Source organism: Pseudomonas lini, assembly GCF_030812475.1.
In the GTDB taxonomy this organism is placed as follows: domain Bacteria; phylum Pseudomonadota; class Gammaproteobacteria; order Pseudomonadales; family Pseudomonadaceae; genus Aquipseudomonas; species Aquipseudomonas lini_A.
Genome location: NZ_JAUSSR010000007.1, coordinates 181,739 through 207,463, shown reverse-complemented (window position 1 = coordinate 207,463; position 25,725 = coordinate 181,739). Strand labels below are relative to the sequence as shown.

Below are 25,725 nucleotides of genomic sequence, written 5' to 3'. Positions count from 1 at the left end.
ATCAAGATCGTGGATCAAAGGCGTCGCGCAACGCTTCGCCGATAAACACCAGTAAAGAAAGAATCAACGCCAGGGTGAAAAACGCGGTCAGTCCCAGCCACGGCGCTTGCAGGTTCTGCTTGCCCTGACCGATCAACTCCCCCAGGGACGCACTGCCGGCCGGCATGCCGAAACCGAGGAAGTCCAGGGCCGTGAGGGTCGAGATCGCCCCGGTCAAAATGAATGGCAGATAGCTCAGGGTCGCATTCATCGCGTTCGGCAGGATGTGCCGCACGATCACCTTGCGGTCGCTCAAACCCAGGGCTCGGGCGGCCTTGACGTATTCCAGGTTGCGCCCGCGCAGGAACTCGGCGCGCACCACATCGACCAGGGCCAGCCAGGAAAACAGCGCCATGATTCCCAGCAGCCACCAGAAATTCGGCTCGACGAACCCCGAGAGAATGATCAGCAGGTACAGCACCGGCAACCCGGACCAGACCTCCAACAGCCGCTGCCCCAAGAGGTCGACCCAGCCACCGTAATAGCCTTGCAGTGCGCCGGCCGCAATACCGATCACCGCGCTGATCAGGGTCAGCATCAAGGCGAACAGGATCGACACCCGTGCGCCGAAAATCACCCGGGCCATCACGTCCCGGGCCTGGTCGTCGGTGCCCAGCCAGTTGACCTTCGACGGCGGGCTCGGTGCCGGTTTGTCCAGATCATAGTTGGGCGTGTCGTCGCTGAACGGGATCGGCGGAAACAGTAGCCAGCCGCCGTCCTTCTTGATCAGCTTCTGCACATAGTCGCTGCGGTAATCCGCCTGGAACGGCAGCTGTCCGCCGAATTCCTGCTCGGTGTGGCGTTTGAAAGCAGGGAAGTACAGCGAACCCTGGTAACCGACCACCAGCGGTTTGTCGTTGGCGATCAGTTCGCCGCCGAGGGTCAACAGGAACAGGCCGATAAACAGCCACAGCGACCACCAGCCACGACGGTTTTTCTTGAACCGTTCGAAACGGCGACGGCCCAGCGGCGAGAGCTTGAACATCAGGCGTTCCTCGCGGCGAAGTCGATACGGGGATCGACCAGGGTGTAGCACAGGTCGCCGACCAGTTTTATCAGCAGCCCGAACAGGGTGAAGATGAACAGCGAGCCGAACACCACCGGATAGTCCCGGGACACCGCGGCTTCGTAGCTCATGCGGCCCAGGCCATCGAGGGAGAAAATCACTTCGATCAGCAGGGAACCGGCAAAAAACACGCTGATAAAGGCCTGGGGTATTCCCGACACCACCAGCAACATGGCGTTGCGAAACACGTGGCCGTACAGCACCCGGCGTTCGCTCATGCCCTTGGCGCGGGCGGTGACCACGTACTGACGGGTGATTTCATTGAGAAAGGAGTTCTTGGTCAGGATGGTCAGGGTGGCGAAGCCGCCGATCACCAACGCCGTGACCGGCAACACCAGGTGCCAGAAGTAGTCGGCGATCTTGCCCAGGGTCGACAGCGACTCGAAGTTGTCCGAGACCAGGCCCCGCACCGGAAACCAGTTCAACGAAGTGCCCCCGGCGAACACCACGATCAGGAACATGGCGAACAGGAACGCCGGCATGGCGTAACCGATGACGATCGCAGTGCTGCTCCAGATATCGAAATGACTGCCGTGATGCACGGCCTTGCGGATGCCCAGGGGAATCGACACCAGGTAGGTGATCAGCGTGGCCCAGAGCCCGAGGGAAATGGTCACCGGCATTTTTTCCAGGATCAGGTCGGTGACCGTGGCGCCGCGGAAGAAGCTCTTGCCGAAGTCCAGTTGCGCATAGCTCTTGAGCATCAGCCACAGACGTTCCGGGGCCGGCTTGTCGAAGCCGTACTGTTTTTCGATCTCCTTGATCAGCTGCGGGTCGAGGCCACGGCTGGCCCGGGAACCGCCATGACTGATGGCGTCGCTTGCGCCACCGCCGACACTGGCGCCGCCGATGCCTTGCAGATGCGCAATTGCCTGCTCGACAGGACCGCCCGGCGCGGCCTGGACGATGACGAAGTTGACCAGGAGGATGATCACCAGCGTCGGAATGATCAGCAGCAGGCGCCGCAGGATATATGCCCACATCAGTGCGGCCCTCCGGGTGCGCCGCGCTTGATGAGTTCGGCTGTCATCTGCTGGTTGGTCAGGGGGGTGGAGCTGACTTCCCACCAGCTCTCGATGGCTTCGTCATTGCTGGCTTGCACGCTTGGAATGCCGAAGCGGTTCCACCACACGGTCGAACTGCCTGGCGGGTAATAGTTGGGAATCCAGTAATAGTTCCACTGCAGCACCCGGTCCAGGGCATGGGCATGGCGCAACATGTCGGCCTGGGTGTTGGCGCGAACCAGGCCGTTAAGCAGCGTATCGACTGCCGGGTTCTTCAATACCATGTAATTGTTGGAACCCGGATCGTTGGCCGCCACCGAGCCAAAGTAGTTGTACAGCTCATTGCCCGGGGAGGTGGTGACCGGGTAACCGGTCACAATCATGTCGTAGTCCCGGGACATCAGGCGATTGACGTACTGCGACGAGTCGATGCGGCGGATGTTCAAATCGATGCCGATCTGTTTCAGCGTGCGCTTGTAGGGCAGCAGCAAGCGGTCCATGCCGTTCTGACTGACCAGGAAGGTAAAACTCAGCGTCTTGCCTTCGGCGTTCACCAGTTGATCGCCATCCGGTTTCCAGCCTGCCGCTTCCAGCAGCGTCAGGGCCTGCAACTGTTTGTCGCGAATCACGCCGCTGCCATCGGTTTTCGGCGCTTCGAAGACCTGGGTGAACACCTCGTCCGGGATCTGCCCGCGCAGGGGCTCGAGAATCGCCAGCTCGGCGGCATCGGGCAGGTGGCGTGCGGCGAGGTCGGTGTTGGAGAAAAAGCTCTGCTGACGGATATAGAGGTCGCGCATCATCTGCCGGTTGCTCCACTCGAAATCCCAGAGCATGGCCAAGGCCTGGCGGACGCGTCGGTCCTGGAACAGCGGATTTTGCAGGTTGAACACGAAGCCTTGCGCCGTTTGCGGGGCGTTTTGAGCCAGGTGGGCCTTTTGCAGGCGTCCGTCACTCAGTGCCGGGCTGTCGTAGCCGATCGAGTAGGCGGTGGCGGAAAATTCACGGTTGTAGTCGTAGGCACCACCGCGCAGCACTTGGCGCGCCACGTCGGTGTCGCCAAAATATTCGATGCTGAAATGGTCGAAATTGTACAGGCCGCGGCTGACCGGCAGGTCCTTGCCCCACCAGTCGGGGTTGCGCTTGAAGGTGATGCTGCGCCCGGAGTCGACCTTGGCGACCTTGTACGGGCCGCTGCCCAGTGGGGGCTCGTAACCGCCGCCGCCGGCGAAGTCACGGTTCTTCCACCAGTGCTCGGGAAACACCGGCAAAGTCGCAATGTCCAGGGGCAGGGTGCGGTTCTGGTTGTGCTTGAAGTCGAAACGCACGGTGCGTGGCGACTCGACTTCGACGCCTTTGACGTCGGCGAACTGCGTGCGATAACGCAGGCTGCCCTGGGTCATCAGCAGCTCGAAGGTGTATCGCACGTCTTCGGCGGTGATCGGCTGGCCATCGGCAAACCGGGCCTTGGGGTTGAGGTTGAAACGCAGGGACAGGCCGTCAACGGCGCGCTCCATCGTCTGCGCCACCAGGCCGTACACCGTGTAAGGCTCGTCCAGCGAGCGTTGGGCCAGGGGGGAATAGATCAAGCCGTCGATCTGCGTCACGCCGATGCCTTTGTCGATGTACGGCAGGACATGGTCGAAATGGCCGATTTCGACCGCCGAACGACGCATCGTCCCGCCCTTGGGTGCTTGCAGGTTGGTGTAGGCAAAATGACTGAAGTCGGCGGGATACTTCGCCGGTTCGCCATAAACGGTCAGCGCATGTTGCGGTGTTGCATTCACCCCGGCAGCACCCGTTAACAGGGTCACGGCAGTGAACAACAAAGTAGGGAAAGCCAATCGCATTGTCAGCCTTTGAGCCGGGTGGTCGATAACCGCAATTTGTACGCTAGCGGCGCGTCCCTCGCCAGCCGTATCACGCAACCGAAACACAACGGCCCACCAAAAGGTGGGCCGTCATGGAGCAAACTGCGGATTGATCAGTCCTGACGACTGGTCACTTCCAGCAAGTGGTAACCGAACTGGGTCTTTACCGGGCCTTGCACCACGTTGATCGGTGCGCTGAAGACCACGGTGTCGAATTCCTTGACCATCTGGCCCGGACCGAACGAACCCAGGTCACCGCCCTGACGGCTGGACGGGCAGGTGGAGTTGGCTTTGGCGACTTCTGCGAAGTCGGCGCCACCCTCGATTTGAGCCTTGAGTTCGTTGCACTTGGCTTCGCTGGCAACCAGGATGTGACGGGCAGTGGCTTTAGCCATGGGAAAATACTCCTTTCAATATTCATAAAAGTGGTGAGCCTACCGGATTCAGTGGCCTTTTTCTTCCCAAAGTTCCTTGTATCCGGCGCTCGGCAGCCGCATTTCTTACACGCCGGCCTTTTTCAAGCGTTCGGCATGCTCTACATAAAGCTCGACCGGGTCGACGCCTTTGCGGACCCGGCCGGCCATCTGACTGATGCTGTCGAAGTGATCCAGCGGATAGTCGGAGCGGATCACGGTGCCCAGGTGAGAGCTGTAGCGCCCGACCAGGCCGTCGTTCTGCCTGGCTTCGGTGGTGAAATAGCGGGAGAAGCCCCGGCAGAATCCGTGCAGCGGGTCGAGTGCATTGCCCCCTTGATCGAGGAGGCTCCTTTGCAGCGTGCCGCTCCAGGAGTAATAGCGAACGCCGTTGACCAGTTCCCGGCCCTTGCCACCCCAGGTGTGCGGCAGCCCTTGAGGGTATTTGGCATTGAATGCGCCCACGCCCTCGGTGGTCAGCGCATTCAGCGCGGCAATGGCGTCTTTGGGCAACTGACGGTTGCCGCTGAGCAAGGATAGAAAGTCGGTGAACAAGCCGGCGACGGTTTCGGCGACCTGCTCTGACAGGCGTCCGGGCGTCAGGGCCTTGCGCAGGACGTCGGCCAGCTCCGAACCGTGGTTCGGTCCGCTGACGGAGGTCACCGACGCGACGGCCCCGGGTGCAATCGCCGCCGCATAACGCGCCGCCAACGCACCCTGGCTGTGACCGATGAGGTTGACCTTGTTCGCGCCCGTACCTTCCAGCACCCGCTCGATCTGCGCCAGAAGCTGTTCACCGCGAACTTCGTTGCTATGGGCGGCTGACAGGTGTGGGACAAACACCCTGGCGCCGGCGTTTCTGAGGGCTTGCTTGATGTCATGGAAGAGCTCGAACGGGCCGATGCGATCGAAACCGAAGAGCCCATGGACCAGCAGGATCGGGTAGAGAGTCGTTGCATTCCGTTGCATTGTTCATACCTTTTTCACAAGAGGTTGTGGGGTGCCTGCGCCTCACTCTAAAGCACTCCAGCGCGCGTGCGATGTATGAAAAAGCCGCGCTGGCCTGATGAAAACGGAATAGGGGAAGTACGAATGCTCGAAGGGATATGAGGTACTTTTCGCAATGTCTGGACAGTCTTTTGCCGGAGGCAGTGCGCAGGTGCGCAATGGCCTACCTCCGGCGAGTCATTTGTTTGCTAGTCGCGTTGAGCCCGCATCCTGATCGCCGCCTGGCGCAACAGGTCTTCGGTCCCGTCCCATCCCAGGCAGCCGTCGGTGACCGATACCCCGTAGCGCAGCGATGGACTCAACGCTTGGCTGCCTTCGAACAGATGGCTCTCGAGCATCATGCCGATCAGCGATCGATCACCTTGCAAACGCTGTTCGAGCACGTCGTTGAACACCGCCGGCTGGCGCGAGGGATCCTTGCCACTGTTGGCATGGCTGCAGTCGACCATGATCCGCGCCGGGATCTTCAGCCTGGTCAAATCGCTGTGCACCCGCGCGACGCTCTCGCGGTCGTAGTTAGGTCCGCCGTGCCCGCCGCGTAACACCAGATGGGTGTCCGCGTTGCCCGGCGTCTGAATGATCGCCGGATGGCCCTGACTGTCGACGCCGAAATGTCGATGGGGATGGGCCGCCGAGCGCATGGCATCGCTGGCGACGGTCACACCGCCATCGGTGCCGTTCTTGAAGCCGACCGGCATGCCCAGGCCGCTGGCCATTTCCCGGTGGATCTGCGACTCGGTGGTGCGGGCGCCGATCGCCACCCAGCTGAGCAGGTCGTCGAAGTATCCGGCGGCCATCGGTTGCAGCAGTTCGGTAGCCACTGGCAAACCCGACCGGAGCATTTCACGCATCAGCTCGCGGGACAGGGTCAGGCCGCCCGCCATGTCGTCGCTGCCATCCAGCTGCGGATCGTAGGCCAAACCTTTCCAGCCGACTGTGGTACGCGGTTTTTCGACATAGGCGCGCATCACCAGCAGCATCTCATCGCTGACTTCAATGGCCAGGCGAGCGAGGCGGGTGGCGTATTCGAGGGCAGATCGGGGATCGTGAATCGAGCAAGGGCCAACGATGACCAGCAGGCGGGAGTCTTCGCCATTGAGGATCGCGCGAACCGCCTGGCGGTGGGCGGCAACTTGTTGGGTCAGGGCGTTACTGAGGGGTAATTGCTGCTTGAGTTGCAATGAGCTGGGCAGACGCAGGGTCAGCGCCTCATTGGCAGGGCTCAGGGTGGACAGCGGCAGAGCGGAGACGGACGAGTTCATGTTCAGGCTTCCTGGGCAGATGGCGGGTTCGGTCCCGCGCACTCGGCCCTACTGGGGTGTTCGACAATTGGCCGGATTGGCTGCGTGCGTGTGCTTGCCACCTGTGGGTGACCGATCGGAGGCGGCAGGCTGTCCCGAGCGGAGGCTGCTAAATCGCCAGGCGGTAAAACTGTCGTAGCGGTAATAAGTGGCGTAATTCATGTTCGTGATCCTCGAGTTGTCGGCAGTGTCGCTAAAAATGTTCAGGGCTGAAAAAACAAAACCCCCGGTCGGGAAGCCGACCGGGGGTTGAGAATTCTCTGGTGGCGACCCGTTCAAAGTGGGCGCCGTGTGGGTATCAGGCGCGCCAGTGGCTAAACCAATACCCAAAATAAAAGCTGACCGAAGCACAGACGTCATTCACCCGGGCGGCCGCGACCGAGCGCAGGGCGCTGGCGATCTGAAGCGGTGAGCGAGTGTTGAACATGGTCTGTCTCCGATGAATGGGTCGAGCTTACTAGAGGCCGGTAAGCAAATTCAATCAGAAAATGCTATCGGTGGCCGACAATGTTCTCTATTGCTCGAGTGGGTCGAAGGAAGAACTATTGATACTGTTTATATAGCGCGTGCCGCTAGGTCTGCCAGTCGCTTTTTGCTAAGGTGTCGAGCATCCCATAAGACCATATCGCGAGGTGTCTGCTTGATTAGGGTGCTAGTAGTCGATGACCATGATCTCGTTCGTACAGGCATTACACGAATGCTGGCTGACATCGATGGCCTGCAAGTGGTCGGCCAGGCTGAATCAGGTGAAGAATCCCTGCTCAAGGCGCGTGAATTGAAACCCGATGTGGTACTGATGGACGTCAAGATGCCGGGAATCGGCGGTCTTGAAGCCACGCGCAAATTATTGCGCAGTCATCCGGATATAAAAGTTGTCGCGGTTACCGTGTGTGAAGAGGATCCGTTTCCTACCCGGTTGCTGCAGGCCGGTGCCGCGGGATACCTGACCAAGGGCGCCGGGTTGCCGGAAATGGTCCAGGCGATCCGCCTGGTGTTTGCCGGACAACGCTACATCAGCCCGCAGATTGCCCAGCAACTGGCGATCAAGTCTTTCCAGCCGACCAACGATTCACCCTTCGATGCACTGTCGGAAAGGGAAATCCAGATCGCGTTGATGATTGTCGGCTGCCAGAAAGTCCAGATCATTTCCGACAAGCTGTGCCTGTCGCCAAAAACCGTGAATACCTACCGTTACCGCATTTTCGAAAAGCTTTCGATCAGCAGTGATGTCGAGTTGACGCTGTTGGCGGTTCGTCACGGCATGGTCGATGCCAGCCTCTGAAAATGACTGAAGCCTTTGATCCAGGTGCTTTTCTCTCGACCGTCAGTGGGCGCCCCGGTGTGTATCGCATGTTCGACAGCGATGCGCGCCTGCTCTACGTCGGCAAGGCCAAGAACCTCAAGAGTCGCCTGTCGAGTTACTTTCGCAAGTCCGGGCTCGCACCCAAGACCGCGGCCCTGGTAGCGCGTATCGCCCAGGTCGAAACGACGATCACCGCCAATGAAACCGAAGCCCTGTTGCTCGAGCAGACGCTGATCAAGGAGTGGCGTCCGCCCTACAACATCCTGCTGCGCGACGACAAATCCTACCCCTACGTGTTCCTCTCGGATGGCCAGTTCCCGCGCCTGAGCATCCATCGCGGCGCGAAGAAGGCCAAGGGTAAATACTTCGGTCCTTATCCCAGCGCCGGGGCGATTCGCGAAAGCCTGAGCCTGCTGCAGAAGACCTTTTTCGTACGCCAGTGCGAGGACAGCTACTACAAGAACCGCACGCGCCCGTGCCTGCAATACCAGATCAAACGCTGCAAGGCGCCCTGCGTCGGCCTGGTGGATCCCGAGGTCTACGCCGAAGACGTACGGCACTCGGTGATGTTCCTCGAGGGGCGCAGCAATGCGTTGACGGACGAATTGTCCGTGGCCATGGAGGAGGCGGCGATCAATCTCGAGTTCGAGCGGGCCGCCGAGTTGCGCGACCAGATCTCGCTCCTGCGTCGGGTCCAGGACCAGCAGAGCATGGAAGGCGGCTCGGGCGATGTCGACGTGATCGCCGCATTCGTCAACCCGGGGGGTGCCTGCGTGCACTTGATCAGCGTACGCGGCGGGCGGGTGCTGGGCAGCAAGAACTTCTTCCCGCAGGTGGGTATAGAAGAAGACGTGTCCGAGGTCATGGCAGCATTCCTCGGCCAATATTACGTCAGCAGCCCCGAACGCGACTTGCCGAGCGAACTGATCGTCAACGTGGTTCACGAAGACTTCCCGGCCCTGATTGCGGCCATCGACAAGCTGCGCGGTCGCGAACTGACTATCAGTCACAGGGTACGTGGTACCCGGGCACGCTGGCAGCAATTGGCGGTCACCAATGCCGAGCAGGCCCTGGGCGCACGGCTGGCCAACCGGCAACATGTTGCGGCACGTTTCGATGCCTTGGCAGAAGTACTCAACCTGGACGAGCCACCGCAGCGGCTGGAGTGTTACGACATCAGCCACTCCAGCGGCGAAGCGACCGTGGCCTCCTGCGTGGTATTCGGCCCGGAAGGCCCGATCAAGTCCGACTACCGACGCTACAACATCGAAGGCGTCACCCCCGGCGACGACTACGCCGCGATGCACCAGGCCCTGACCCGACGCTTCAGCAAGCTGAAGGACGGGGAGGGCAAGCTGCCGGACATTCTGCTGGTGGACGGCGGCAAGGGCCAACTGTCCATGGCCCGGGATGTGCTCAATGAACTGGCGGTGCCCGACCTGATCCTGCTGGGCGTGGCCAAGGGTGCAACCCGCAAGGCTGGTTTCGAAACTTTGTACCTGAATGATGCCGCCCACGAATTCACCCTGCGCGGCGATTCCCCCGCACTGCATTTGATCCAGCAGATACGCGACGAAGCCCACCGTTTCGCGATTACCGGGCACCGTGCCCGTCGCGGCAAAACCCGCCGTACGTCTACGCTTGAGGGCGTCGCCGGCGTCGGCCCGACACGTCGGCGCGATTTGTTGAAACATTTTGGTGGATTGCAGGAGCTGTCTCGTGCCAGCATCGAAGAGATCGCCAAAGCACCCGGGATCAGTAAAAAGCTCGCAGAGTTGATTTATGCAAATCTGCACAGCGAGTAGAATGCCACCTCACCTCGTAGCCAGTTGTGCCGATGAATATCCCTAATCTGATTACCGTTCTACGCGTCCTGCTCATTCCGATCTTCATTTTGCTGTTTTACCTGCCTTACCATTGGAGCTACCTGGCATCTGCCTCGGTCTTCGCCTTTGCCGCGGCCACCGACTGGCTGGACGGGTACCTGGCCCGCCGACTGGAACAAAGCACACCGTTCGGGGCTTTCCTCGATCCGGTGGCCGACAAGCTGATGGTCGCCGTGGCGCTGGTGCTACTGGTGCAGGAACACGGCAACCTGTGGCTCACGCTGCCAGCCGCCGTGATCATCGGTCGCGAGATCGTGGTCTCGGCGCTGCGCGAGTGGATGGCCGAACTCGGCGCCCGGGCGCACGTCGCGGTGTCGAACCTGGGCAAATGGAAAACCGCCGCGCAGATGGTGGCGCTGGTGATCCTGCTGGCCAACCCGTCGGACTTCACGTTCTGGGTATTGGTGGGTTACGCCTTGCTGTTGGTCTCCGCCGCCCTGACGTTGTGGTCCATGATCCAGTACCTGCGGGCTGCGTGGCCGCATCTGAAGACTGATGCAGAAAAGAAATAAAACTTTTTTGAATCAAAGGCTTGACGGGGCTTCTGGATTGTATAGAATGCGCCACACCAAGACGCGGGAATAGCTCAGTTGGTAGAGCACGACCTTGCCAAGGTCGGGGTCGCGAGTTCGAGTCTCGTTTCCCGCTCCAAATAAACAAAAACGCCACTCTATTCAGAGTGGCGTTTTTGTTTGTGCGCTATTTGTCATCCCTATTTAAAGAGACTGAAGTCTCTTTTGCCGATTGATGCCCGTCAGGAAGCAAATTGACATGCAAGCAGCTTCTTTTCTCGAAACCATCATCGGCACGCCGCCCGGCGCAAGCTCGCTCCTACAGTTTTCTCCGTTATGCCGACAACAAAATTTCGCCATTACCCAAACGGAATATCGGACGCTGATCAGTGGCTACAGCCCCATTGCTGCCCATCTGCCCACCCCGGCTGCCGCCCGAATGCCTCGAACAGCTCGAAAATGGTCGACTTGACCTTCTGCACCGCATTGCTTTCTACAACCGTGTCATGCCAGCACAGCGACAGATCCCGCTTGAACAGTCGATGATCGATCCTGGCCAGCTTGAGCCTGTGTTGCACAAGCTCGGCATGGGCCGCGGCCCACGGCAGGATCGTGACACCGAGTTGCGCCTTGACGGCTGAGAACAACAGGTCGGTGGAATTGGCTTCGAATTCAACCTCGCATTTCAGTCCGGCCTCCTGCAGTGCGAATTCGACTCGACTGCGAATGGTGTTCGGGGCACAGGGCAGCACTAGCGGCATCTTCGCCAGAGCCTCAATCGACACCGGTCCATCCGATAGTGCAAATTCCGGCCACGCCACCAGGTACAGCGTTTCGGTTAACAGCTTCTGGAAAGCCATGCCCCGGGTTTCGACCGCATCGACATTCACCGCCAATGCCACCCGTCCTACCGTGATCAGGCGTCCGAGTTCGGCGCTCGGGGCATCGATCAATTCCAGTTTGATCCCCGGATAACGGCTGCGAATCGTGCGCGCGAGCGGAATGGCCAACATGCGCGCCGTACTCGACGGCATGCCGACCGAGACTTTGCCTCGCGGGAACTCGGCGTCCTGGCGCAGCAGTTCGTGGGTGCCGTCGGCCTGGCGCAGCAATTCGATGGCATGCCGGTAGAGCGTTTGCCCGGCCGCCGTGGGAACAACGCCATGCACGCTGCGCTCGAGCAGTTGCATGCCCATGTCCTGTTCCAGGTTGCGCATCTGCTGGCTGATTGCTGGCTGCGCTATATGCAGCGCTTCGCTGGCGCGGGTGATGTTCCCGCACTCGACCACCTTGATGAAATAGCGCAATTGGCGCAGGTCCATGTGTACGCTCCCAAGCCATATGATTTTCCGATGAATGTAGAGGAATATCATATTTGAAGGATATGAGATACGGCGCCTAGACTCGTCGCACAACACACGAAGCGCTAACCGCCGTCAAAGGCAAGCCGCGCCTCAACAGGCCTTGGCGCCCGTACTCAACCCTTCACTGGAGAACCCTATGCAAGCTTTGCAAGGCGTGAAAATCGTCGACCTGAGCCGTGCACTGTCGGGGCCGTTCTGCACCATGGTGCTGGCAGACCTCGGTGCCGATGTGATCAAGATCGAGCCCGGCCCGACTGGCGATATGAGCCGCACCTGGGGCCCCTTCGATCGGGGCGTGAGCACCTACTATTTATCCTGCAACCGCAACAAGCGCGGCATGTGCATTGACTTGCGCCACCCCGAAGGGTTGGCCACCATCGAGCGGCTGATCGATGACGCCGACGTCGTGATCGAGAACTTCAAACCCGGCACGCTGGAAAGCATGGGCCTGGGTTATGAGGTGCTCAGCGCCCGCAATCCTCGACTGGTCATGGGCAGCATCAACGCCTTCGGCACCGACGGGCCGATGAGCAGTTGGCCGGGCTTCGACCAGATCGCCCAAGGCTACTCGGGGCTGATGAGCCTGACCGGTTTCGTCGATGGCGACCCGACACGCACCGGCACCGCCATCGGCGATTTGACCTCGGGCATGTGGTTGGTGACAGCGGTGCTGGCCGCGCTGCTTGAGCGCGAGCGCACCGGGCGTGGCCAGCATGTCAGCACCTCGCTGCTGGCCAGTCTGGTCGGGTTGCTGAGTGTGCACGGTCAACGCTACCTCAGCCTGGGGGATGTGCCGCGCCGCACCGGCAACGCCCATTCGGTGATTGCACCTTATGGCGTGTTCCAGACCAAGGATGGCCCGCTCAATCTGGCGCCGATCACTTCGGCGATGTGGGGGCGTCTGTGCGTGCTGCTCGATTTGCCCGAGCTGCCGGATGATCCGCGCTTCGCGACCAATGAAACGAGGGTCGAACGTCGTGACGAATTGAGAGAGATTCTGGAAACTCGTTTGAAAACCCGCAGCAAACGCGAGTGGACCTCGCTGTTCGTCGACGCAGGATTACCCGCCGGCCCGATCAATACACTCGATGAGGTCTTCGACGACCCGCAGGTGCTGCACAGCCAACTGACCGAGACACTCACGCACCCGACACTCGGCGCCCTGCGTCAGGTAGTGACCCCGGTGTTCTGCGCCACTGACAGCGTGGCCAGCCGGCCACCGCCACTGCTGGGCGAACACACTGTCGAAGTATTGCGCGAAACCGGTTTCGACGCTGCATCGATCAACGCACTGCTCGCCGCTAAAATAGTGTTCCAGAACTCCGACGACATGACCGGCGCGCAATCGACAGGAACCGCACAATGAATCCAGCCTCTTCCACAACTGTCACCGTCAACCACGTCGATGAACGCATCGCGCGGCTGGTCTTCAGCAACCCCACACACCGCAACGCACTCAGCGCGCAACTGCTGACGGCGCTCGACGAAAGCCTCGTCGCCCTGGCGTCACAGCGTATTCCGGTGGTGATCCTCGGCAGCGAAGTCGGCCAATCCGTGTGGAGTGCCGGCCACGATATCCGCGAACTGCAACACGACCGCGACCCGATTGCCTATGGCAAACCGCTCGAACAGGTATTGCGCCGCATCCGCGCCTATCCCGGCGTGGTGATTGCCCTGGTGTCCGGCTCGGTGTGGGGCGGCGCGGTGGACCTGGTCATGAGCTGCGACATGGTCGTCGCGGACCACAGCGCAAGCTTTGCCATGACGCCTGTGAACATTGGGTTGCCGTACACCACCAGCGGACTGCTGCGCTTCTTCAACAATTTGCCGATTCATGTGTTGAAGGAGATGTTTTTCACCGCACAGAAGCTCGATGCGCAGCGGGCGGAACGATTTGGCCTGGTCAACCGACTGGTCGACACTGATGAGCTGGAAGCGACCACGCTGGAACTGGCGCAGGGTATCGCCAGCAAAGCGCCGCTCGCCGTTGCGGCGGTCAAGGAACAACTGCGTATCCTCGAAGACCTGCAGCCGATGCCGGTGCAGGCGATGGAGCAGATTGCCGAACTGCGCCGACAAGCTTGCGAAAGTGCTGACTTTGGCGAAGGGCTGGCAGCCTTTGCCGAGCGCCGGCCAGCCGTATTCAGTGGCCAATAGCACGACAGATTTTATAGCGTGCGTGTTTGTACGACCGACTTCGCGGGCAAGCCACGCTTGCTCGTTCGGCACGCCCGGCCCGACGTGAGTCGATTGCCATACATCCCGAAAAAATAACAACAAGGACGGTACCTGCGGGACCGTCCGAATGCGGGGAGTCAGATTGAAATGAATAATGAAATTCTGTCGATTTTAGTGCTGGTGGCCATTTTCGGCATCGCCAGCGTGTTGCCCATCAACATGGGCGCACTGGCGTTCGCAGCGGCCTTTATCGTCGGTTCGGTGATCATGGACATGACATCGGCGACCATCTTCGCCGGCTTTCCCAGTGACCTGTTCCTGACGCTGGTCGGTGTCACTTATTTGTTCGGCATCGCCCAGAACAACGGCACCATCGACTGGCTGATCGAACGGGCAGTATTGATGGTACGTGGTCATGTCGCCTGGATCCCCTGGGTGATGTTCGTGGTGGCGGCGCTGCTCACCGGTTTCGGCGCGCTGAGCCCTGCGGTGGCAGCGATCCTTGCGCCTATTGCTCTGAACTTCGCCGTGCAGTACCGCATCAACCCGGTGCTCATGGGACTGATGGTGATTCACGGCGCCCAAGGCGGCAGTTTCTCGCCTGTGAGCATTTTCGGTGGCATCACCAATCAGATCGTTGCGTCCTCCGGGTTACCTTATGCACCGTTCACTCTGTTCATCACCAGCCTGCTGTTCAACCTGGGGATTGCCATGGTGGTTTTCGTAGTCTTCGGTGGCTTACGCAACGCTCGCCTGGCACTGGTGCCGGTCTCGCCGGGTCCAGCGTTACATGCTGCCGGTGCCTCGCTGGCCATTCTTGGCCACGGCGGTACGCCTGCGTCCCCGGCTTATCACCGCGCTGACCTGACGGGCGCCGGTACGCCGCTGCGGACCGTCAGCGGCCTGGACGGGGCCAAGCTGTCGACGCTGGTCGGGCTGTTGGCCCTGGCGATCTCGGCATTGGTGTTCAAGTTCAATATCGGGTTGGTGGCCATGACGGTCGCGGTGGTCCTCGCCATGTTCGCCCCTGCGGCGCAGAAGGCGGCCATCGACAAGGTCAGTTGGTCGACAGTCCTGCTGATCACCGGGATCATCACTTACATCGGCGTGATGCAGACTATCGGCACCATCGACTATGTCGCCCATGGCATCTCCGGCTTGGGTAACCCGCTGCTGGTCGCTTTGCTGCTGTGCTTCACCGCCGCGATTATCTCGTCCTTCGCCTCGTCCACGGCGTTGCTGGGGGTGATCATTCCCCTGGCCGTGCCATTCTTGAGCCAGGGCCACATCAGTGCGGTCGGCGTGGTCGCGGCCATCGCCATTTCCACCACCATCGTCGACACCAGCCCGTTTTCCACCAATGGTGCGCTGGTGGTGGCCAATACACCCGTGCAGGAGCGGGAAAAGGTGTTGCGTAGCCTGCTGATCTACAGCGCGGTGATTGCCTTGGTGGGACCCTGTGTCGCCTGGTTGACCCTGGTGGTGCCCGGGGTGCTTTGAACTACCCACAAGTGACCACCCCGGACACCCTGCACCTCATTCAAAGCCGAATCGACGATAACATCGGACTGCTTCGCTCAAGGTCGGAAACCGGGCGCTTCGAGGTTTTGAAGCGCTCGCCCGGCGGCAACTTGAGCAAAAATGTACCGCCAGGAGACTCGCGGATAATTCAGGCACTCAGGATTTTTCCGCCACCCGCCCTGGATAATTCAACACAAATTGCACATGCGCCTTCACCCCTGTCGCCAGGGTCGCATCGTCCGCGGTGAAATAGGGGCTGTGATTGTTCGGGACCTTCTGCATGTCCTGGTCTGCAGGCGTTGCCCCAAGGAACACGAACAACCCCGGCACCTTCTCTGCGTAGAAGGAAAAGTCCTCGCTTGGCGACAGCGATGATTCCAGCCGCTCGACCTTGCCCGGCGAAGCCAGCTCCAGTGCGGGCACCATGGCTTCGGTCAGCGCAGGATTGTTGATGGTGACCGGGGCAATGTTCACCAGTAACAGGTTGGCCTTGGTCTCATAGGCGCTGGCAATACCGTTCACCAGCGGCGGCATTTTCTGCAGGATGGTGTCGCGGATCGAGGCGTTGTTGGTGCGAATGGTGCCAGTGAGTTCGGCAGTTTCGGGAATGATATTGCTCGCCGCGCCGGCATTCATTGTGCCGACACTGATGACGCCCATGCCCTTGGTCATGTCTATCCGCCGGCTGACCAGGGTCTGCAGGCCGCCGATGATGCTCTCGCTGGCGATGATCGGGTCCACGCCGCTCCACGGCGCCGAGCCGTGGGTCTGCTGGCCTTTTACGGTGATGCGGAAGGCGTCGTTGCTGTTGAGCACCGTCCCGGATTTGTAATACAGGTGACCGGTCGGGTAGCCGGCCATGACGTGCACCCCGAATATGGCTTCGACCTTCGGCGAGTCCAGTGCCCCGTCGCGGATCATCGCCCGCGCGCCGATCACCGCGTCTGCCTCGAACTCATCCACGTCGGCGGCGCCTTCTTCGGCCGGCTGGAACAGGAAGACCACCGTTCCCGCGACCTCGTTGCGATGCTCGGCAAGTACCTTGGCGGCGCCCAGGAGCATCGCCGTGTGCGTGTCATGCCCGCAGGCATGCATGACCGGTACCGTTTTGCCCCGGCGCACGCCGGTGGCCGTGCTGGCGAACGGCAAGCCGGTCATTTCCTTGACGGGGAGAGCGTCCATGTCGGCGCGCAAAGCCACCACGGGGCCGGGTTTGCCGCCCTTGAGGACGCCGACCACGCCGGTCTTGCCGATGCGGGTGCGCACCTCCAGTCCCAGTGCCTTGAGCTGCTGCGCGACCAGTTCCGAGGTTTTCACCTCCATGTTTCCCAGTTCGGGATTCTGGTGAATGGTGTGGCGTAGCTCGATGACGTCCTGGTTGACCGAGGCGACGGCGGGGTCGACCCAACTGAAATCGGAAGCCTGGCAGAAGGCTGCCGAGAAGGTGCTTAACAGAGCAATACCCAAAGACAAGGATGGTATACGCATGAGGAATTCTCCCTGTGGCCGTATGGTGGTCGGAAGGCTTGTTGGTGTGCGTCTGACGAAGACGTTGAGCGATGCGTGATCAATGGCTCATGTGCCGAGTCATGGCGAACCGATTGAGAAATCCGTGGGTGACGAAAACCAGTGTCAAGGTCAATACGACCGAGACCGATACGGAGGTGAGTCTATAAAAGATATCGAACATGATGTCGTGGGAGGGGGTCAGGTATTGGCCGAACAGAATGGCCAGTGTGGTGATCGCACCAAAGCCTATCCCCGGCACGCCTTTTTCCATGGAATGCCAACGGGCGCAAATCATCAGGGCTACCCAGAACATTACGAGTACCAAGGGCAAGATGTCGTGATGGTTGTAGAGCAACAACTGCATGACAAAGCCCACGGCGCAGCCCATGAGCGTGCCTATTGCACGAATCCGTCCGGCGAAATGCGCGCCTTTCCAATGCATGGGAAACAGGATGAGGATGCTTGCCACCTGTGCGGATAATGAGTCTTTCAAATCCAGGCATTGAAAGGCGACAAACGACGCGGTAGCGACCGTTGCCCCCAGCAGGGCTTCATGGCGCTGGCTGGGAAGGTCTTTCTCTACTGGTTGCCTGGGGCTGCGGGGCGCTGCATCCGGGAACAGGTAAAACATCAGGCCGGCGATCCCCGCCGAGAGCCAGATTGCCGCGCCATTGCACCACAGCAGATCGATGACATCGGTTTGCGGATAGCTGGAAAAATGCAACAGAATCGAGAGGAACACCGCGCTCAGAGCGCTGAAGAAAAACAAGGGGCCCCGCGCCATCAGCGCAAAGCGATAGAGAAACAACAGGAACACGATGGGCACCGCCAACACCGGTCGATCACCGAACAGCCCGTAGAGCACCCCGACCTCCACGCTGACGACCACGCCCTGTGCCAGGAACTGGCGCACCAGATGGGCATTCAAGGTTGGCACCAGGCCAAGGACCAACATCGGATAGACGCAAAAAAAAGCGCCGTATTCCAGGTTGAACACCTTGCAGATAAACAGCCCCAACGTACCACCGCCGGCAATGCGCAGGCATTGGCGCAGGTCGTTTTCGCTCAGTCGATGTGGGCCAGACTCAGTAGACATAATGGATAAGGCTGACGAGGCGGATTTGCAGCGCACCCATGAGGCGCGCCACTGCGTTGTCGCTGGAAAACAGCTGCACGGTTGCCTTCGCACCCGAAGGTAACGTGGGTGGAAGATCGGTATTGAACACCAGGTGAATGCGTTGGCGTTGCGCATCCCTTACCCATCGATCCGATTGCAGGGGAGCGGCCAGATCACCATTTGCGTCGATCTGGCCTTCTTTTACCCCCGACTCCAGGTGGCTGACTTTTGCAGCGAAAATTTCCCCTGGGCGGGCATCGAACACTACTGAGGCCGTTGTGCCTGGCTGGGCATAACGCAACGCCTTTTCCCTGAAGTCAGCCGTGACATCGGCATTGTCTTCCACCAGCGCCATGACGGATGCCCCGGCCTGGAGGTAGGCCCCGGGACTGAGCTGCAAGTTGCCGACCACGCCGGCACGTTCAGCCCGGACTTCGCTGTAGTCCAGTTGCAGCCGCGCCTGCTCCAAGGCATTTTGTGCCTGGCGGACGTGAACATTGTCGTCGCCGGGCCCGCCTCTGCGTGCCCTGATTTCCTCGATGGTGCTGGACGCGGCCCTCACTTGCGACTGGGCAATCGTCAGGCTGGCATTGATCTGATCCCGCAGTTGGGTAGAGACGAAGTTTCGGTCATGCAAGGTCCGAATGCGAGCCGCCTGCGCTGCCAACTCCTGAACCTTGGCCTTGGCGGCTGACAAGTCGGCCTGGGCGGCGCCGAGATTGGCATCACGTTCGGAGTAATCCTGGCGGGCGCGCTCGATCATCAGCTGAGCTTCCTTGACCTTTAAAACAAAAGGGCGCGGATCCAGGCGGAACAGCAACTGCCCGGCCTCGACATGCTGATTGTTGGCCACGGTCACGTCGATCACCTGACCAGACACGCGAGGCGCGATACGCACCACGGAACGGGTCAGTTGCGCCTGGGGTGTGAGCGGCATGTACAGGTCTGCTGCGAGGAAATAGACGAACAGAGCGGTCAACATCAAAATGGCAAAACGCACGTGACGGGCAAATCGTTGGTCTGGGGTCATGGCAACTTGCATAAAGCGTTCATGGGCAATCCGTCAGTGGATGGTCGAGCCGGTTTCGTCGTCTTGATTCAAGTGCGCCGAGCGGCCACGAGAGCATCAAGTATGAAACGAGCAGGAGAAGGGCATGGCGACGGATGTTACCCAGTGAAGGCAAAACGGCAATATTGAAAATCCTGATAGTCCCAATCCATGCAAGCGATAGTCCGGGCTTCGTACACGCGGATAGTCTGACGCCCTGGACTTGGCGACGAGCCAGGGCCAGACGCGTTGCTGGCCCGTGCGTCGACGCTGGCCGACCAGGTGCAGATCCCGGGAAATCTGGCCACCAGCGTGATCCCGGCTTACTTCGTTCCTGCACCGATCTGCCAGACATAGGGCGGTTCGGTACCGTTGATCTCCCAGTCGCCGATGATGCGTTCCTTGTAGATCAGCGGGTTGTGTGAGGCCGCGGTTCGCGCATTGCGCCAGTGCCGATCGAAGGCCTTGCCGGTGCTGGTGGCCGAAGCGCTGAGGCCGTTGAACAGGTCACTGGTGGCGCGCAGCACCAGGTCGGCGATCACCACTTGGGCCTGTGCCGATTCCAGTTCGGCGGCGATGTTGGCTTCGCGTTCGGCGATCTCGTCCTGGACGAAGCGGCTTTCGTATGCCACCTGCAGGGCGCTCGCCGCGCGCAGGGTGGTGGCGTGTGCGGCGTAGACCTGCGCCGACGCCTTGCCCACCACTTGCTGCACCTGGACGTCCTGGCTGACGTGGCTGGCATTGCCGGTGCTGAAGATGCGCGTGCGCGTGCGCACTTCTTCGGTGATGTCGTTGACCGCGGCGCGGCCGGCACCGGTCTGGACCGCCAACAACACCAGTTGATAGAAGGCCGTTTGGTATTTGAAACGGGTGGCGAAGTCCAGCAGGTTCTCGGGCTCGACCACCGCGTTCTCGAACACCGAGGTGCCGCTGCCGGTGGTGCGTTGGCCAAAGCCATCCCAGTCGTCGCTCTGGGTGATGCCCGGTTGCTGCACGCGAACGGCGGCAATCACGTCGGCGCCGGTGTCATCGCGCTGGGCATAGAGGTCGATCCAGTCGGCGAAAATGCTGCCGGTGCTGTAGTACTTGGTGCCGTTGACCACCCAGTGTTCACCCAGGCGCGAGACACGGGTGCCGACCTGGCCGACCTTCACGCTGCCGACCTCGGTCCAGGCGTTGCCCACCAGGTCACCCTCGACGAACCGCTTGAACCAGATGTCCTGCGCAGCGTCGGCCTGCGCATTGAGGCGGTCTTCAACAAAAGCAAAGTGCCCGCGCAATGCCTGCGGCAGGTTGGAATCGGCGGCAGCCAGCTCGATCAGCAACTCAAACAATTGGGGCAGGGAAGCGCCGGCGCCACCGTATTGCACCGGCACGCGCACGGCGCCAAAGCCGGCTTCCTTCAGCCATTTCACTTGTTCAAAGGGCAGGCTGCGGCTTTGCTCGCGCTCCAGTGCGCCGGTGGCGATGCGTGCAAAAATCGGCCGGAAGCGCGCGGCCAGGGCCTGGTAGTCGGTACCGCTGGAGAGTGGGTGTGGCAGGTGCTGTTGCTGGGCAGTCATGGTGCAGCTCCTTATGAAGGCAAGAGAAGCAACAGAGCAGTCGATCTGTTGCGTACTGCTGTTACTGCACAGGTCGTGCCTGGCGCTGCATCGCCCGTTTTTCCGGCGCGAGAGGCTGTGGACGACGCTCGCGCCTGTCGCCTGCCGGGCAACTTGTTGAAGCGTTGACCGCCCGGCAACAGTGGCCGAGACGCGTTGCATCGGCTGCACCTGGAGGCAACTGTTGTGCGCGCAACAGTCGATCAACAGCCTGTCCGGCAAGCGACACTGCGAACATTCGAGAAAAGTTAATAACGCTTTGATTTATATCTATTTATTGAAGTGGCACGGTTGCTGCTCTATTCCTTGTGCAGGTGCCGCGGTGGCCTCTGCCAGCATGAGGACGGGCAATGAGCAACACACTGAAAGTCGTCGCGGTATCCGGGAGCGTGCAGCGGCCGACGCGCACCCTGGTGCTGCTCAAGGCCCTGGTCGACGGCCTTGCGCAACAGCTGCCGATCGAGCTGCACCTGATCGAGTTGTCCGAAGTCGGCCCGCAGTTCGCCGGGGTACTGCGCCGTGAAGACTTGCCCGCGGCGGTTGAAGCCGATCTGCAGGCCATTGAAACGGCCGACCTGCTGATCGCGGCCAGCCCGGTGTACCGCGCCTCCTACACCGGCCTGTTCAAGCACCTGTTCGACTTCGTTCATCACCAGGCGTTGAACAACGTGCCGGTGTTGCTGGCCGCCACCGGTGGCTCGGATCGCCATGCGCTGATCATCGATCACCAGTTGCGCCCGTTGTTCGGCTTTTTCCAGGCCCTGAGCCTGCCTGTCGGTGTGTATGCCGCCGAGGCCGATTTCACCGATTACCGGATCACCAGCCCGCAGTTGCTCGAACGCATCGAGCGCGCTGTCGAGTCGGCGGTCCTGAGCCTCCATCCGACCGTCCAACCGGCCGCCAGCGCCGCCTGACGAGTCCGGTCGACCCTCACTTCAACGAATCAATGGAGTACATGCAATGAGCCAGGACAACATCAAGTTTGCCTACTGGGTGCCCAACGTCAGCGGCGGCCTCGTGATCAGCAAGATCGAACAGCGCACCAGCTGGGACATCGATTACAACCGCAAGCTGGCGCAGATCGCCGAGAAGGCCGGCTTCGAATACGCCTTGTCGCAGATCCGCTTCACTGCCGGTTATGGCGCCGAAAACCAGCACGAATCGGTGACCATCAGCCACGCACTGTTGGCCGCCACCGAGAAGCTCAAGGTGATCGCCGCCATCCTGCCCGGGCCCTGGAGTCCGGTGCTGGCAGCCAAACAGTTGGCCACCATCGACCAGTTCACCAACGGTCGGGTCGCGGTGAATATCGTCTCGGGCTGGTTCAAGGGCGAGTTCCGGGCCATTGGCGAGCCGTGGCTGGACCACGATGAGCGCTATCGCCGCTCGGAAGAATTCATCCAGGCGCTCAAGGGCATCTGGACCCAGGACAATTTCAGTTTTCATGGCGATTTCTACCGCTTCCATGACTACACCCTCAAACCCAAGCCCCTGCAGCAACCGCACCCGGAAATCTTCCAGGGTGGCAGCTCGCGCGCGGCCCGGGACATGGCTTCGCGGGTGTCCGATTGGTACTTCACCAACGGCAACAGCATCGAAGGCATCAAGGCGCAGGTCGACGATATTCGGGCCAAGGCCGCGATCAATGGCCACTCGGTGAAAGTCGGGGTGAACGCCTTTGTCATCGCCCGGGAAACCGAGGCTGAAGCCCGCGCGGTATTGCAGGAGATTATCGCCAAGGCCGATCCGGAGGCCGTCAACGGTTTTGGCAGCGAGGCGAAGAACGCCGGCGCCTCCAGCCCCGAAGGCGATGGCAACTGGGCCAAGTCCACCTTCGAGGACCTGGTGCAGTACAACGATGGCTTCAAGACCAACCTGATCGGTACGCCGCAGCAAATTGCCGAACGCATCGTCGCCCTCAAGGCGGTGGGCGTGGACCTGGTGCTCAGCGGCTTCCTGCATTTTCACGAAGAAGTGGAGTACTTCGGCCGCAAGGTGTTGCCGCTGGTGCGTGAGCTGGAGCGCGAGGCGGTCGCGGCCAAGACTGCGGCACTCGCCTGAAGGAAGGGAAAGGTCATGGCGACATTCACCGATAACTCGCAACCCGGCACCTTGCCCCAGTGGCTGCAACAGCAGGCACGTCAGCAAGGCCTGGGCATCGCCCTGCGCCATAAGCGCCTTGGGGTGTGGCAAGTGCGCACCTGGGGCCAGCTGGCCGCTGAGGTTGAACAGCTGGCAGCGGCGTTGCAGGTGCGTGGTTTTGTGCCAGGCGCAAGCTTGGTGATTGTCAGCCGCCCGCGACCGGAGGCGTTGATTGCCGCCCTGGCGGCACAGTGGTTGGGGGGCGTGGCCGTGCTGTTGGATCCGCTGGAGGCTGCGCCCGCGCAGGTGACGCTGTTGCGTGAGTTGCACACTGAGTGGGTGTTCGCCGAAGGCCACGAAGAGATTCAGCGCCTGCGCGCCGCCGGACTGACACCCAGGCTGCTGATTTACGCCGACGGCCGCGGCCTGGCGCAGGTGAGCCAGGCCGGCGACACCTTGGCGTTCGCGCAACTGCTGCAGCAGCGCAGCGATCACCGCCCGGAACTCCAGGCCCGAGCCGAGCGCACAGCCTTCGCCTTCTACCGTTTGGGCGCGGGGCAGCGCATCGAGCAGCAACGTATCAGCCACGCCGAGTTGCTGCAGGATGGCCGGCGCCTGGTACACAGCGAGCAGTTGGGGCGGCAGGATGAGGCCCTGGCGGCGCGAGCGTTTGCCGCGGGTGGTCACGCGCGTTATTTGTTGGCGCCCTGGTTGATGGCTGGCTTTCGCCTGAATTTTCCGGAGAACCTGGCGACGCGCGACCAGGACCGTCGCGAGCTGGGCCCGACGCTGGTGGCCGGCACCCGGGCCACCTACGAGCGCCTGCATGCCCAGGTCCAGGCCCGCTTGCCGGCCCCAGGCAGTTGGCGCCGCCGCCTGGTGGAGTGGGCGCTGGTAGCGCACCCCGGTGCGCTGCAACGGTCTCTGGGGTACTGGCTGATCCGCCGACCGTTGCGCGATGTCCTCGGCTTTTCCCGCACCCGTGCGCCGTTGCTGGTGGGCGAGGCATTGGCGCCGCCGACCCTGGCGTTTTTCCGGGCATTGGCGATTGAAGTACGCACCTGGCCGGATCCGGCGCAGTGGCATCGTCCCGTGCCTTGGCCAGCCCCGCTGATCAACGGCTGGATCGAAGACAACACGCAACCGGCCTGAGGAGGACATGACCCATGGCACAGACACAGGCGACACACGTTGAACATCTGCTGGTGCTGGAAAACATTGGCGTGTCGTTCAAAGGCGTCAAAGCGGTGACCGACATCAGCTTTGCCGTGGCCACCGGGGAGATCTGCGCCTTGATCGGACCCAATGGCGCGGGCAAAAGCTCACTGCTGAATGTGATCAACGGCGTGTACCAGGCCCAGCAGGGGCGCATTCGCTTTGCCGGGCAAGAGCACCGACGCATGCGCCCGCAGGAGATGGCGGTGCGCGGCATTGCCCGCACCTTTCAGAATATCGCCTTGTTCAAAGGCATGAGTGTGCTCGACAACGTGCTCACCGGACGCACCCTCAAGCGTCGCAGCAGCTGGATCGAACAGGCCCTGCGCATCGGCCGCGCCGCGGGCGAAGACGACCGCCAGCGTGAGGCCGCCGAACGGGTCATCGAGTTTCTGCACCTCCAGCCCTGGCGCGACACCCTGGTCGGCAAACTGCCGTATGGCTTGCAGAAACGGGTGGAACTGGCCCGCGCCCTGGCCGCGGAACCGCGCTTGCTGCTGCTGGACGAACCCATGGCCGGGATGAATGCCGACGAGAAGCAACAGATGAGCCGGTTCATCGTCGACATCAACCGTGAGCTGGGGACCACGGTGGTGCTGATCGAGCACGACATCGGCGTGGTCATGGGCATCAGCGATCACGTGGTGGTGCTCGACTACGGCCGCAAGATCGGTGACGGCCCACCCGATGAGGTGCAGCAGAACCCCGAAGTGATCGCCGCCTACCTCGGCACTAACCCCTGAATCAATAACGTCGCCCGCGCTCGGGTGGCCGGGAACCCTTTGCCGGCAAAACAGGAAGGCTCATGGAATTTTTCTTCGAGGTGTTGATCGGTGGGCTGCTGGCCGGGGTGATGTACGCCCTGGTGGCCATCGGCTTTGTCCTGATCTACAAGGCGTCCGGCGTCTTCAACTTCGCCCAGGGCGCCATGGTGCTGTTCTCGGCGCTGACGTTTGTCAGCCTGCTGGAGCGCGGGGTGCCGTTCTGGCTGGCCTTTGCCATCAGCCTGGCGGCGATGGTGCTGCTGGCGGTGGCCGTGGAGCGGGTAGTGTTGCGCCCGCTGGTCAACCGTCCACCGATCACCTTGTTCATGGCCACCCTCGGCTTGTCCTACGTGATCGAAGGGTTCGCCCAGGCGCTATGGGGCGCCCAGGTGCATGGCCTGGAACTGGGTATCAGTGACGAGCCCCTGGAACTGGGCGGCATGCTGCTGTCGCAGTTCGACATCTTTGCCGCCGTGACCGCCGCGTTGCTGGTGGTGGCGCTGTCGCTGCTGTTCAACAAGACCCGTATCGGTTTGTCGTTGCGCGCCGTGGCCGACGACCCGCTGGCGGCGTTGGCCGTGGGCATCCGCCTGCAACGGGTCTGGGTGTTGGTGTGGGCGGTGGCCGGGTTTGTCGGTCTGGTAGCCGGGCTGCTCTGGGGCGCGCGACTGGGGGTGCAGTTTTCATTGTCGCTGGTGGTGCTCAAGGCCTTGCCGGTGCTGATCATCGGCGGCTTTACCTCGATCAGTGGGGCGATTGTCGGCGGCCTGATCATCGGCGCCTCGGAGAAGCTGGCCGAGGTGTACCTGGGCCCCGTCATCGGCGGCGGCATCGAGAACTGGTTTCCCTATGTGCTGGCGCTGCTGTTCCTGCTGGTGAGGCCGGCCGGGTTATTTGGCGAACGTGCGATCGAGCGGGTTTAAGGA

23 protein-coding genes and 1 tRNA gene are annotated in these 25,725 nt (G+C 61.2%); 12 read left to right on the top strand and 12 right to left on the bottom strand.

Translation table 11 applies throughout. From position 1 onward, the window contains the following. Position 1: 1 nt before the first annotated feature. From J2W17_RS15425 to J2W17_RS15395, 7 genes are all read right to left on the bottom strand, one after another. Positions 2 to 1,024, bottom strand: a complete 1,023-nt coding sequence (locus tag J2W17_RS15425) for an ABC transporter permease (protein WP_307335358.1) — start codon at positions 1,022 to 1,024, stop codon at positions 2 to 4. Further along, on the bottom strand, positions 1,024 to 2,088 hold the full coding sequence (locus tag J2W17_RS15420) for a microcin C ABC transporter permease YejB (RefSeq protein WP_307335354.1): 1,065 nt from the start codon (positions 2,086 to 2,088) through the stop codon (positions 1,024 to 1,026). The genes J2W17_RS15425 and J2W17_RS15420 overlap by 1 nt, the downstream gene beginning before the upstream one ends. Next, positions 2,088 to 3,956 (bottom strand): extracellular solute-binding protein, encoded by a 1,869-nt coding sequence (locus tag J2W17_RS15415; protein WP_307335351.1) that lies wholly within the window; start codon positions 3,954 to 3,956, stop codon positions 2,088 to 2,090. The genes J2W17_RS15420 and J2W17_RS15415 overlap by 1 nt, the downstream gene beginning before the upstream one ends. 134 nt (positions 3,957 to 4,090) lie before the next feature. Beyond that, positions 4,091 to 4,372 carry a peptidylprolyl isomerase gene (locus J2W17_RS15410; RefSeq protein ID WP_008150918.1) on the bottom strand — a complete coding sequence of 94 codons (282 nt, stop codon included), beginning with the start codon at positions 4,370 to 4,372 and terminating at the stop codon, positions 4,091 to 4,093. Positions 4,373 to 4,477: 105 nt separating this feature from the next. Continuing rightward, entirely contained in the window at positions 4,478 to 5,359 is an 882-nt protein-coding gene (locus J2W17_RS15405; RefSeq protein ID WP_307335336.1) for a lipase family alpha/beta hydrolase, read from the bottom strand. Positions 5,360 to 5,586: 227 nt separating this feature from the next. Then, complete coding sequence (locus tag J2W17_RS15400; protein ID WP_307335334.1) at positions 5,587 to 6,660, bottom strand: 3-deoxy-7-phosphoheptulonate synthase; 1,074 nt, start codon at positions 6,658 to 6,660, stop codon at positions 5,587 to 5,589. A gap of 337 nt (positions 6,661 to 6,997) precedes the next feature. Further along, positions 6,998 to 7,126 carry a hypothetical protein gene (locus J2W17_RS15395; RefSeq protein ID WP_307335332.1) on the bottom strand — a complete coding sequence of 43 codons (129 nt, stop codon included), beginning with the start codon at positions 7,124 to 7,126 and terminating at the stop codon, positions 6,998 to 7,000. A 213-nt stretch (positions 7,127 to 7,339) separates the two neighbouring features. On the opposite strand from J2W17_RS15395, the gene gacA reads away from it, so the two are divergent. The 4 genes from gacA to J2W17_RS15375 all read left to right on the top strand — a co-directional run bounded on the left by gacA (position 7,340) and on the right by J2W17_RS15375 (position 10,539). Beyond that, positions 7,340 to 7,981: a response regulator transcription factor GacA gene (gene gacA / locus J2W17_RS15390; protein ID WP_008015884.1), complete on the top strand. Its 642-nt coding sequence runs from the start codon at positions 7,340 to 7,342 to the stop codon at positions 7,979 to 7,981. A gap of 2 nt (positions 7,982 to 7,983) precedes the next feature. Further along, entirely contained in the window at positions 7,984 to 9,807 is a 1,824-nt protein-coding gene (gene uvrC / locus J2W17_RS15385) for an excinuclease ABC subunit UvrC (RefSeq protein ID WP_307335330.1), read from the top strand. 32 nt (positions 9,808 to 9,839) lie between these two features. Continuing rightward, positions 9,840 to 10,400: a CDP-diacylglycerol--glycerol-3-phosphate 3-phosphatidyltransferase gene (gene pgsA / locus J2W17_RS15380; protein WP_154848402.1), complete on the top strand. Its 561-nt coding sequence runs from the start codon at positions 9,840 to 9,842 to the stop codon at positions 10,398 to 10,400. Positions 10,401 to 10,463: 63 nt separating this feature from the next. Then, positions 10,464 to 10,539, top strand: a tRNA-Gly gene (locus tag J2W17_RS15375). Positions 10,540 to 10,786: 247 nt separating this feature from the next. Here the strand turns inward: J2W17_RS15375 and J2W17_RS15370 are convergent. Beyond that, a complete protein-coding gene (locus tag J2W17_RS15370; RefSeq protein ID WP_307335327.1) occupies positions 10,787 to 11,722 on the bottom strand; it encodes a LysR substrate-binding domain-containing protein in 936 nt (311 codons plus the stop codon). A gap of 178 nt (positions 11,723 to 11,900) precedes the next feature. Between J2W17_RS15370 and J2W17_RS15365 the strand changes: the two genes are divergently transcribed. From J2W17_RS15365 to J2W17_RS15355, 3 genes are all read left to right on the top strand, one after another. Continuing rightward, a complete protein-coding gene (locus J2W17_RS15365; protein ID WP_307335325.1) occupies positions 11,901 to 13,130 on the top strand; it encodes a CaiB/BaiF CoA transferase family protein in 1,230 nt (409 codons plus the stop codon). Next, positions 13,127 to 13,921, top strand: a complete 795-nt coding sequence (gene scpB / locus J2W17_RS15360; RefSeq protein ID WP_307335323.1) for a methylmalonyl-CoA decarboxylase — start codon at positions 13,127 to 13,129, stop codon at positions 13,919 to 13,921. The genes J2W17_RS15365 and scpB overlap by 4 nt, the downstream gene beginning before the upstream one ends. Before the next feature lie 168 nt (positions 13,922 to 14,089). Then, positions 14,090 to 15,442: an SLC13 family permease gene (locus J2W17_RS15355; protein ID WP_307335321.1), complete on the top strand. Its 1,353-nt coding sequence runs from the start codon at positions 14,090 to 14,092 to the stop codon at positions 15,440 to 15,442. Positions 15,443 to 15,619: 177 nt separating this feature from the next. Here the strand turns inward: J2W17_RS15355 and J2W17_RS15350 are convergent, their stop codons facing one another. The 4 genes from J2W17_RS15350 to J2W17_RS15335 all read right to left on the bottom strand — a co-directional run bounded on the left by J2W17_RS15350 (position 15,620) and on the right by J2W17_RS15335 (position 20,699). Further along, positions 15,620 to 16,951, bottom strand: a complete 1,332-nt coding sequence (locus J2W17_RS15350) for an amidohydrolase (protein WP_307335320.1) — start codon at positions 16,949 to 16,951, stop codon at positions 15,620 to 15,622. Between the two features lie 79 nt (positions 16,952 to 17,030). Next, entirely contained in the window at positions 17,031 to 18,068 is a 1,038-nt protein-coding gene (locus tag J2W17_RS15345; RefSeq protein WP_307335318.1) for a DUF2955 domain-containing protein, read from the bottom strand. After that, positions 18,058 to 19,119 (bottom strand): HlyD family secretion protein, encoded by a 1,062-nt coding sequence (locus tag J2W17_RS15340; protein ID WP_307335848.1) that lies wholly within the window; start codon positions 19,117 to 19,119, stop codon positions 18,058 to 18,060. The genes J2W17_RS15345 and J2W17_RS15340 overlap by 11 nt, the downstream gene beginning before the upstream one ends. 341 nt (positions 19,120 to 19,460) lie before the next feature. Continuing rightward, positions 19,461 to 20,699 carry an acyl-CoA dehydrogenase family protein gene (locus J2W17_RS15335; protein ID WP_307335316.1) on the bottom strand — a complete coding sequence of 413 codons (1,239 nt, stop codon included), beginning with the start codon at positions 20,697 to 20,699 and terminating at the stop codon, positions 19,461 to 19,463. A 389-nt stretch (positions 20,700 to 21,088) separates the two neighbouring features. Between J2W17_RS15335 and msuE the strand changes: the two genes are divergently transcribed. From msuE to J2W17_RS15310, 5 genes are all read left to right on the top strand, one after another. Beyond that, positions 21,089 to 21,652, top strand: a complete 564-nt coding sequence (gene msuE / locus J2W17_RS15330) for an FMN reductase (RefSeq protein ID WP_307335314.1) — start codon at positions 21,089 to 21,091, stop codon at positions 21,650 to 21,652. A 46-nt stretch (positions 21,653 to 21,698) separates the two neighbouring features. Further along, the gene (gene sfnG, locus J2W17_RS15325; RefSeq protein ID WP_307335312.1) at positions 21,699 to 22,799 is read left to right on the top strand and encodes a dimethylsulfone monooxygenase SfnG; all 1,101 of its coding nucleotides are present in this window, start codon (positions 21,699 to 21,701) and stop codon (positions 22,797 to 22,799) included. A 15-nt stretch (positions 22,800 to 22,814) separates the two neighbouring features. After that, positions 22,815 to 23,972: an AMP-binding protein gene (locus J2W17_RS15320; RefSeq protein ID WP_307335310.1), complete on the top strand. Its 1,158-nt coding sequence runs from the start codon at positions 22,815 to 22,817 to the stop codon at positions 23,970 to 23,972. Between the two features lie 14 nt (positions 23,973 to 23,986). Beyond that, entirely contained in the window at positions 23,987 to 24,778 is a 792-nt protein-coding gene (locus J2W17_RS15315) for an ABC transporter ATP-binding protein (protein WP_307335308.1), read from the top strand. Between the two features lie 62 nt (positions 24,779 to 24,840). Continuing rightward, on the top strand, positions 24,841 to 25,722 hold the full coding sequence (locus J2W17_RS15310) for a branched-chain amino acid ABC transporter permease (RefSeq protein ID WP_307335306.1): 882 nt from the start codon (positions 24,841 to 24,843) through the stop codon (positions 25,720 to 25,722). Positions 25,723 to 25,725 lie beyond the last annotated feature (3 nt).

Excerpts from the sequence above, each read along its gene's own strand:
- J2W17_RS15425 (WP_307335358.1), bottom strand. The coding sequence starts at position 1,024 with ATGTTCAAGCTCTCGCCGCTGGGCCGTCGCCGTTTCGAACGGTTCAAG.
- J2W17_RS15420 (WP_307335354.1), bottom strand. The coding sequence starts at position 2,088 with ATGTGGGCATATATCCTGCGGCGCCTGCTGCTGATCATTCCGACGCTG.
- J2W17_RS15415 (WP_307335351.1), bottom strand. The coding sequence starts at position 3,956 with ATGCGATTGGCTTTCCCTACTTTGTTGTTCACTGCCGTGACCCTGTTA.
- J2W17_RS15410 (WP_008150918.1), bottom strand. The coding sequence starts at position 4,372 with ATGGCTAAAGCCACTGCCCGTCACATCCTGGTTGCCAGCGAAGCCAAG.
- J2W17_RS15405 (WP_307335336.1), bottom strand. The coding sequence starts at position 5,359 with ATGCAACGGAATGCAACGACTCTCTACCCGATCCTGCTGGTCCATGGG.
- J2W17_RS15400 (WP_307335334.1), bottom strand. The coding sequence starts at position 6,660 with ATGAACTCGTCCGTCTCCGCTCTGCCGCTGTCCACCCTGAGCCCTGCC.
- J2W17_RS15395 (WP_307335332.1), bottom strand. The coding sequence starts at position 7,126 with ATGTTCAACACTCGCTCACCGCTTCAGATCGCCAGCGCCCTGCGCTCG.
- uvrC (WP_307335330.1), top strand. The coding sequence starts at position 7,984 with ATGACTGAAGCCTTTGATCCAGGTGCTTTTCTCTCGACCGTCAGTGGG.
- pgsA (WP_154848402.1), top strand. The coding sequence starts at position 9,840 with ATGAATATCCCTAATCTGATTACCGTTCTACGCGTCCTGCTCATTCCG.
- J2W17_RS15370 (WP_307335327.1), bottom strand. The coding sequence starts at position 11,722 with ATGGACCTGCGCCAATTGCGCTATTTCATCAAGGTGGTCGAGTGCGGG.
- J2W17_RS15365 (WP_307335325.1), top strand. The coding sequence starts at position 11,901 with ATGCAAGCTTTGCAAGGCGTGAAAATCGTCGACCTGAGCCGTGCACTG.
- scpB (WP_307335323.1), top strand. The coding sequence starts at position 13,127 with ATGAATCCAGCCTCTTCCACAACTGTCACCGTCAACCACGTCGATGAA.
- J2W17_RS15355 (WP_307335321.1), top strand. The coding sequence starts at position 14,090 with ATGAATAATGAAATTCTGTCGATTTTAGTGCTGGTGGCCATTTTCGGC.
- J2W17_RS15350 (WP_307335320.1), bottom strand. The coding sequence starts at position 16,951 with ATGCGTATACCATCCTTGTCTTTGGGTATTGCTCTGTTAAGCACCTTC.
- J2W17_RS15345 (WP_307335318.1), bottom strand. The coding sequence starts at position 18,068 with ATGTCTACTGAGTCTGGCCCACATCGACTGAGCGAAAACGACCTGCGC.
- J2W17_RS15340 (WP_307335848.1), bottom strand. The coding sequence starts at position 19,119 with ATGACCCCAGACCAACGATTTGCCCGTCACGTGCGTTTTGCCATTTTG.
- J2W17_RS15335 (WP_307335316.1), bottom strand. The coding sequence starts at position 20,699 with ATGACTGCCCAGCAACAGCACCTGCCACACCCACTCTCCAGCGGTACC.
- msuE (WP_307335314.1), top strand. The coding sequence starts at position 21,089 with ATGAGCAACACACTGAAAGTCGTCGCGGTATCCGGGAGCGTGCAGCGG.
- sfnG (WP_307335312.1), top strand. The coding sequence starts at position 21,699 with ATGAGCCAGGACAACATCAAGTTTGCCTACTGGGTGCCCAACGTCAGC.
- J2W17_RS15320 (WP_307335310.1), top strand. The coding sequence starts at position 22,815 with ATGGCGACATTCACCGATAACTCGCAACCCGGCACCTTGCCCCAGTGG.
- J2W17_RS15315 (WP_307335308.1), top strand. The coding sequence starts at position 23,987 with ATGGCACAGACACAGGCGACACACGTTGAACATCTGCTGGTGCTGGAA.
- J2W17_RS15310 (WP_307335306.1), top strand. The coding sequence starts at position 24,841 with ATGGAATTTTTCTTCGAGGTGTTGATCGGTGGGCTGCTGGCCGGGGTG.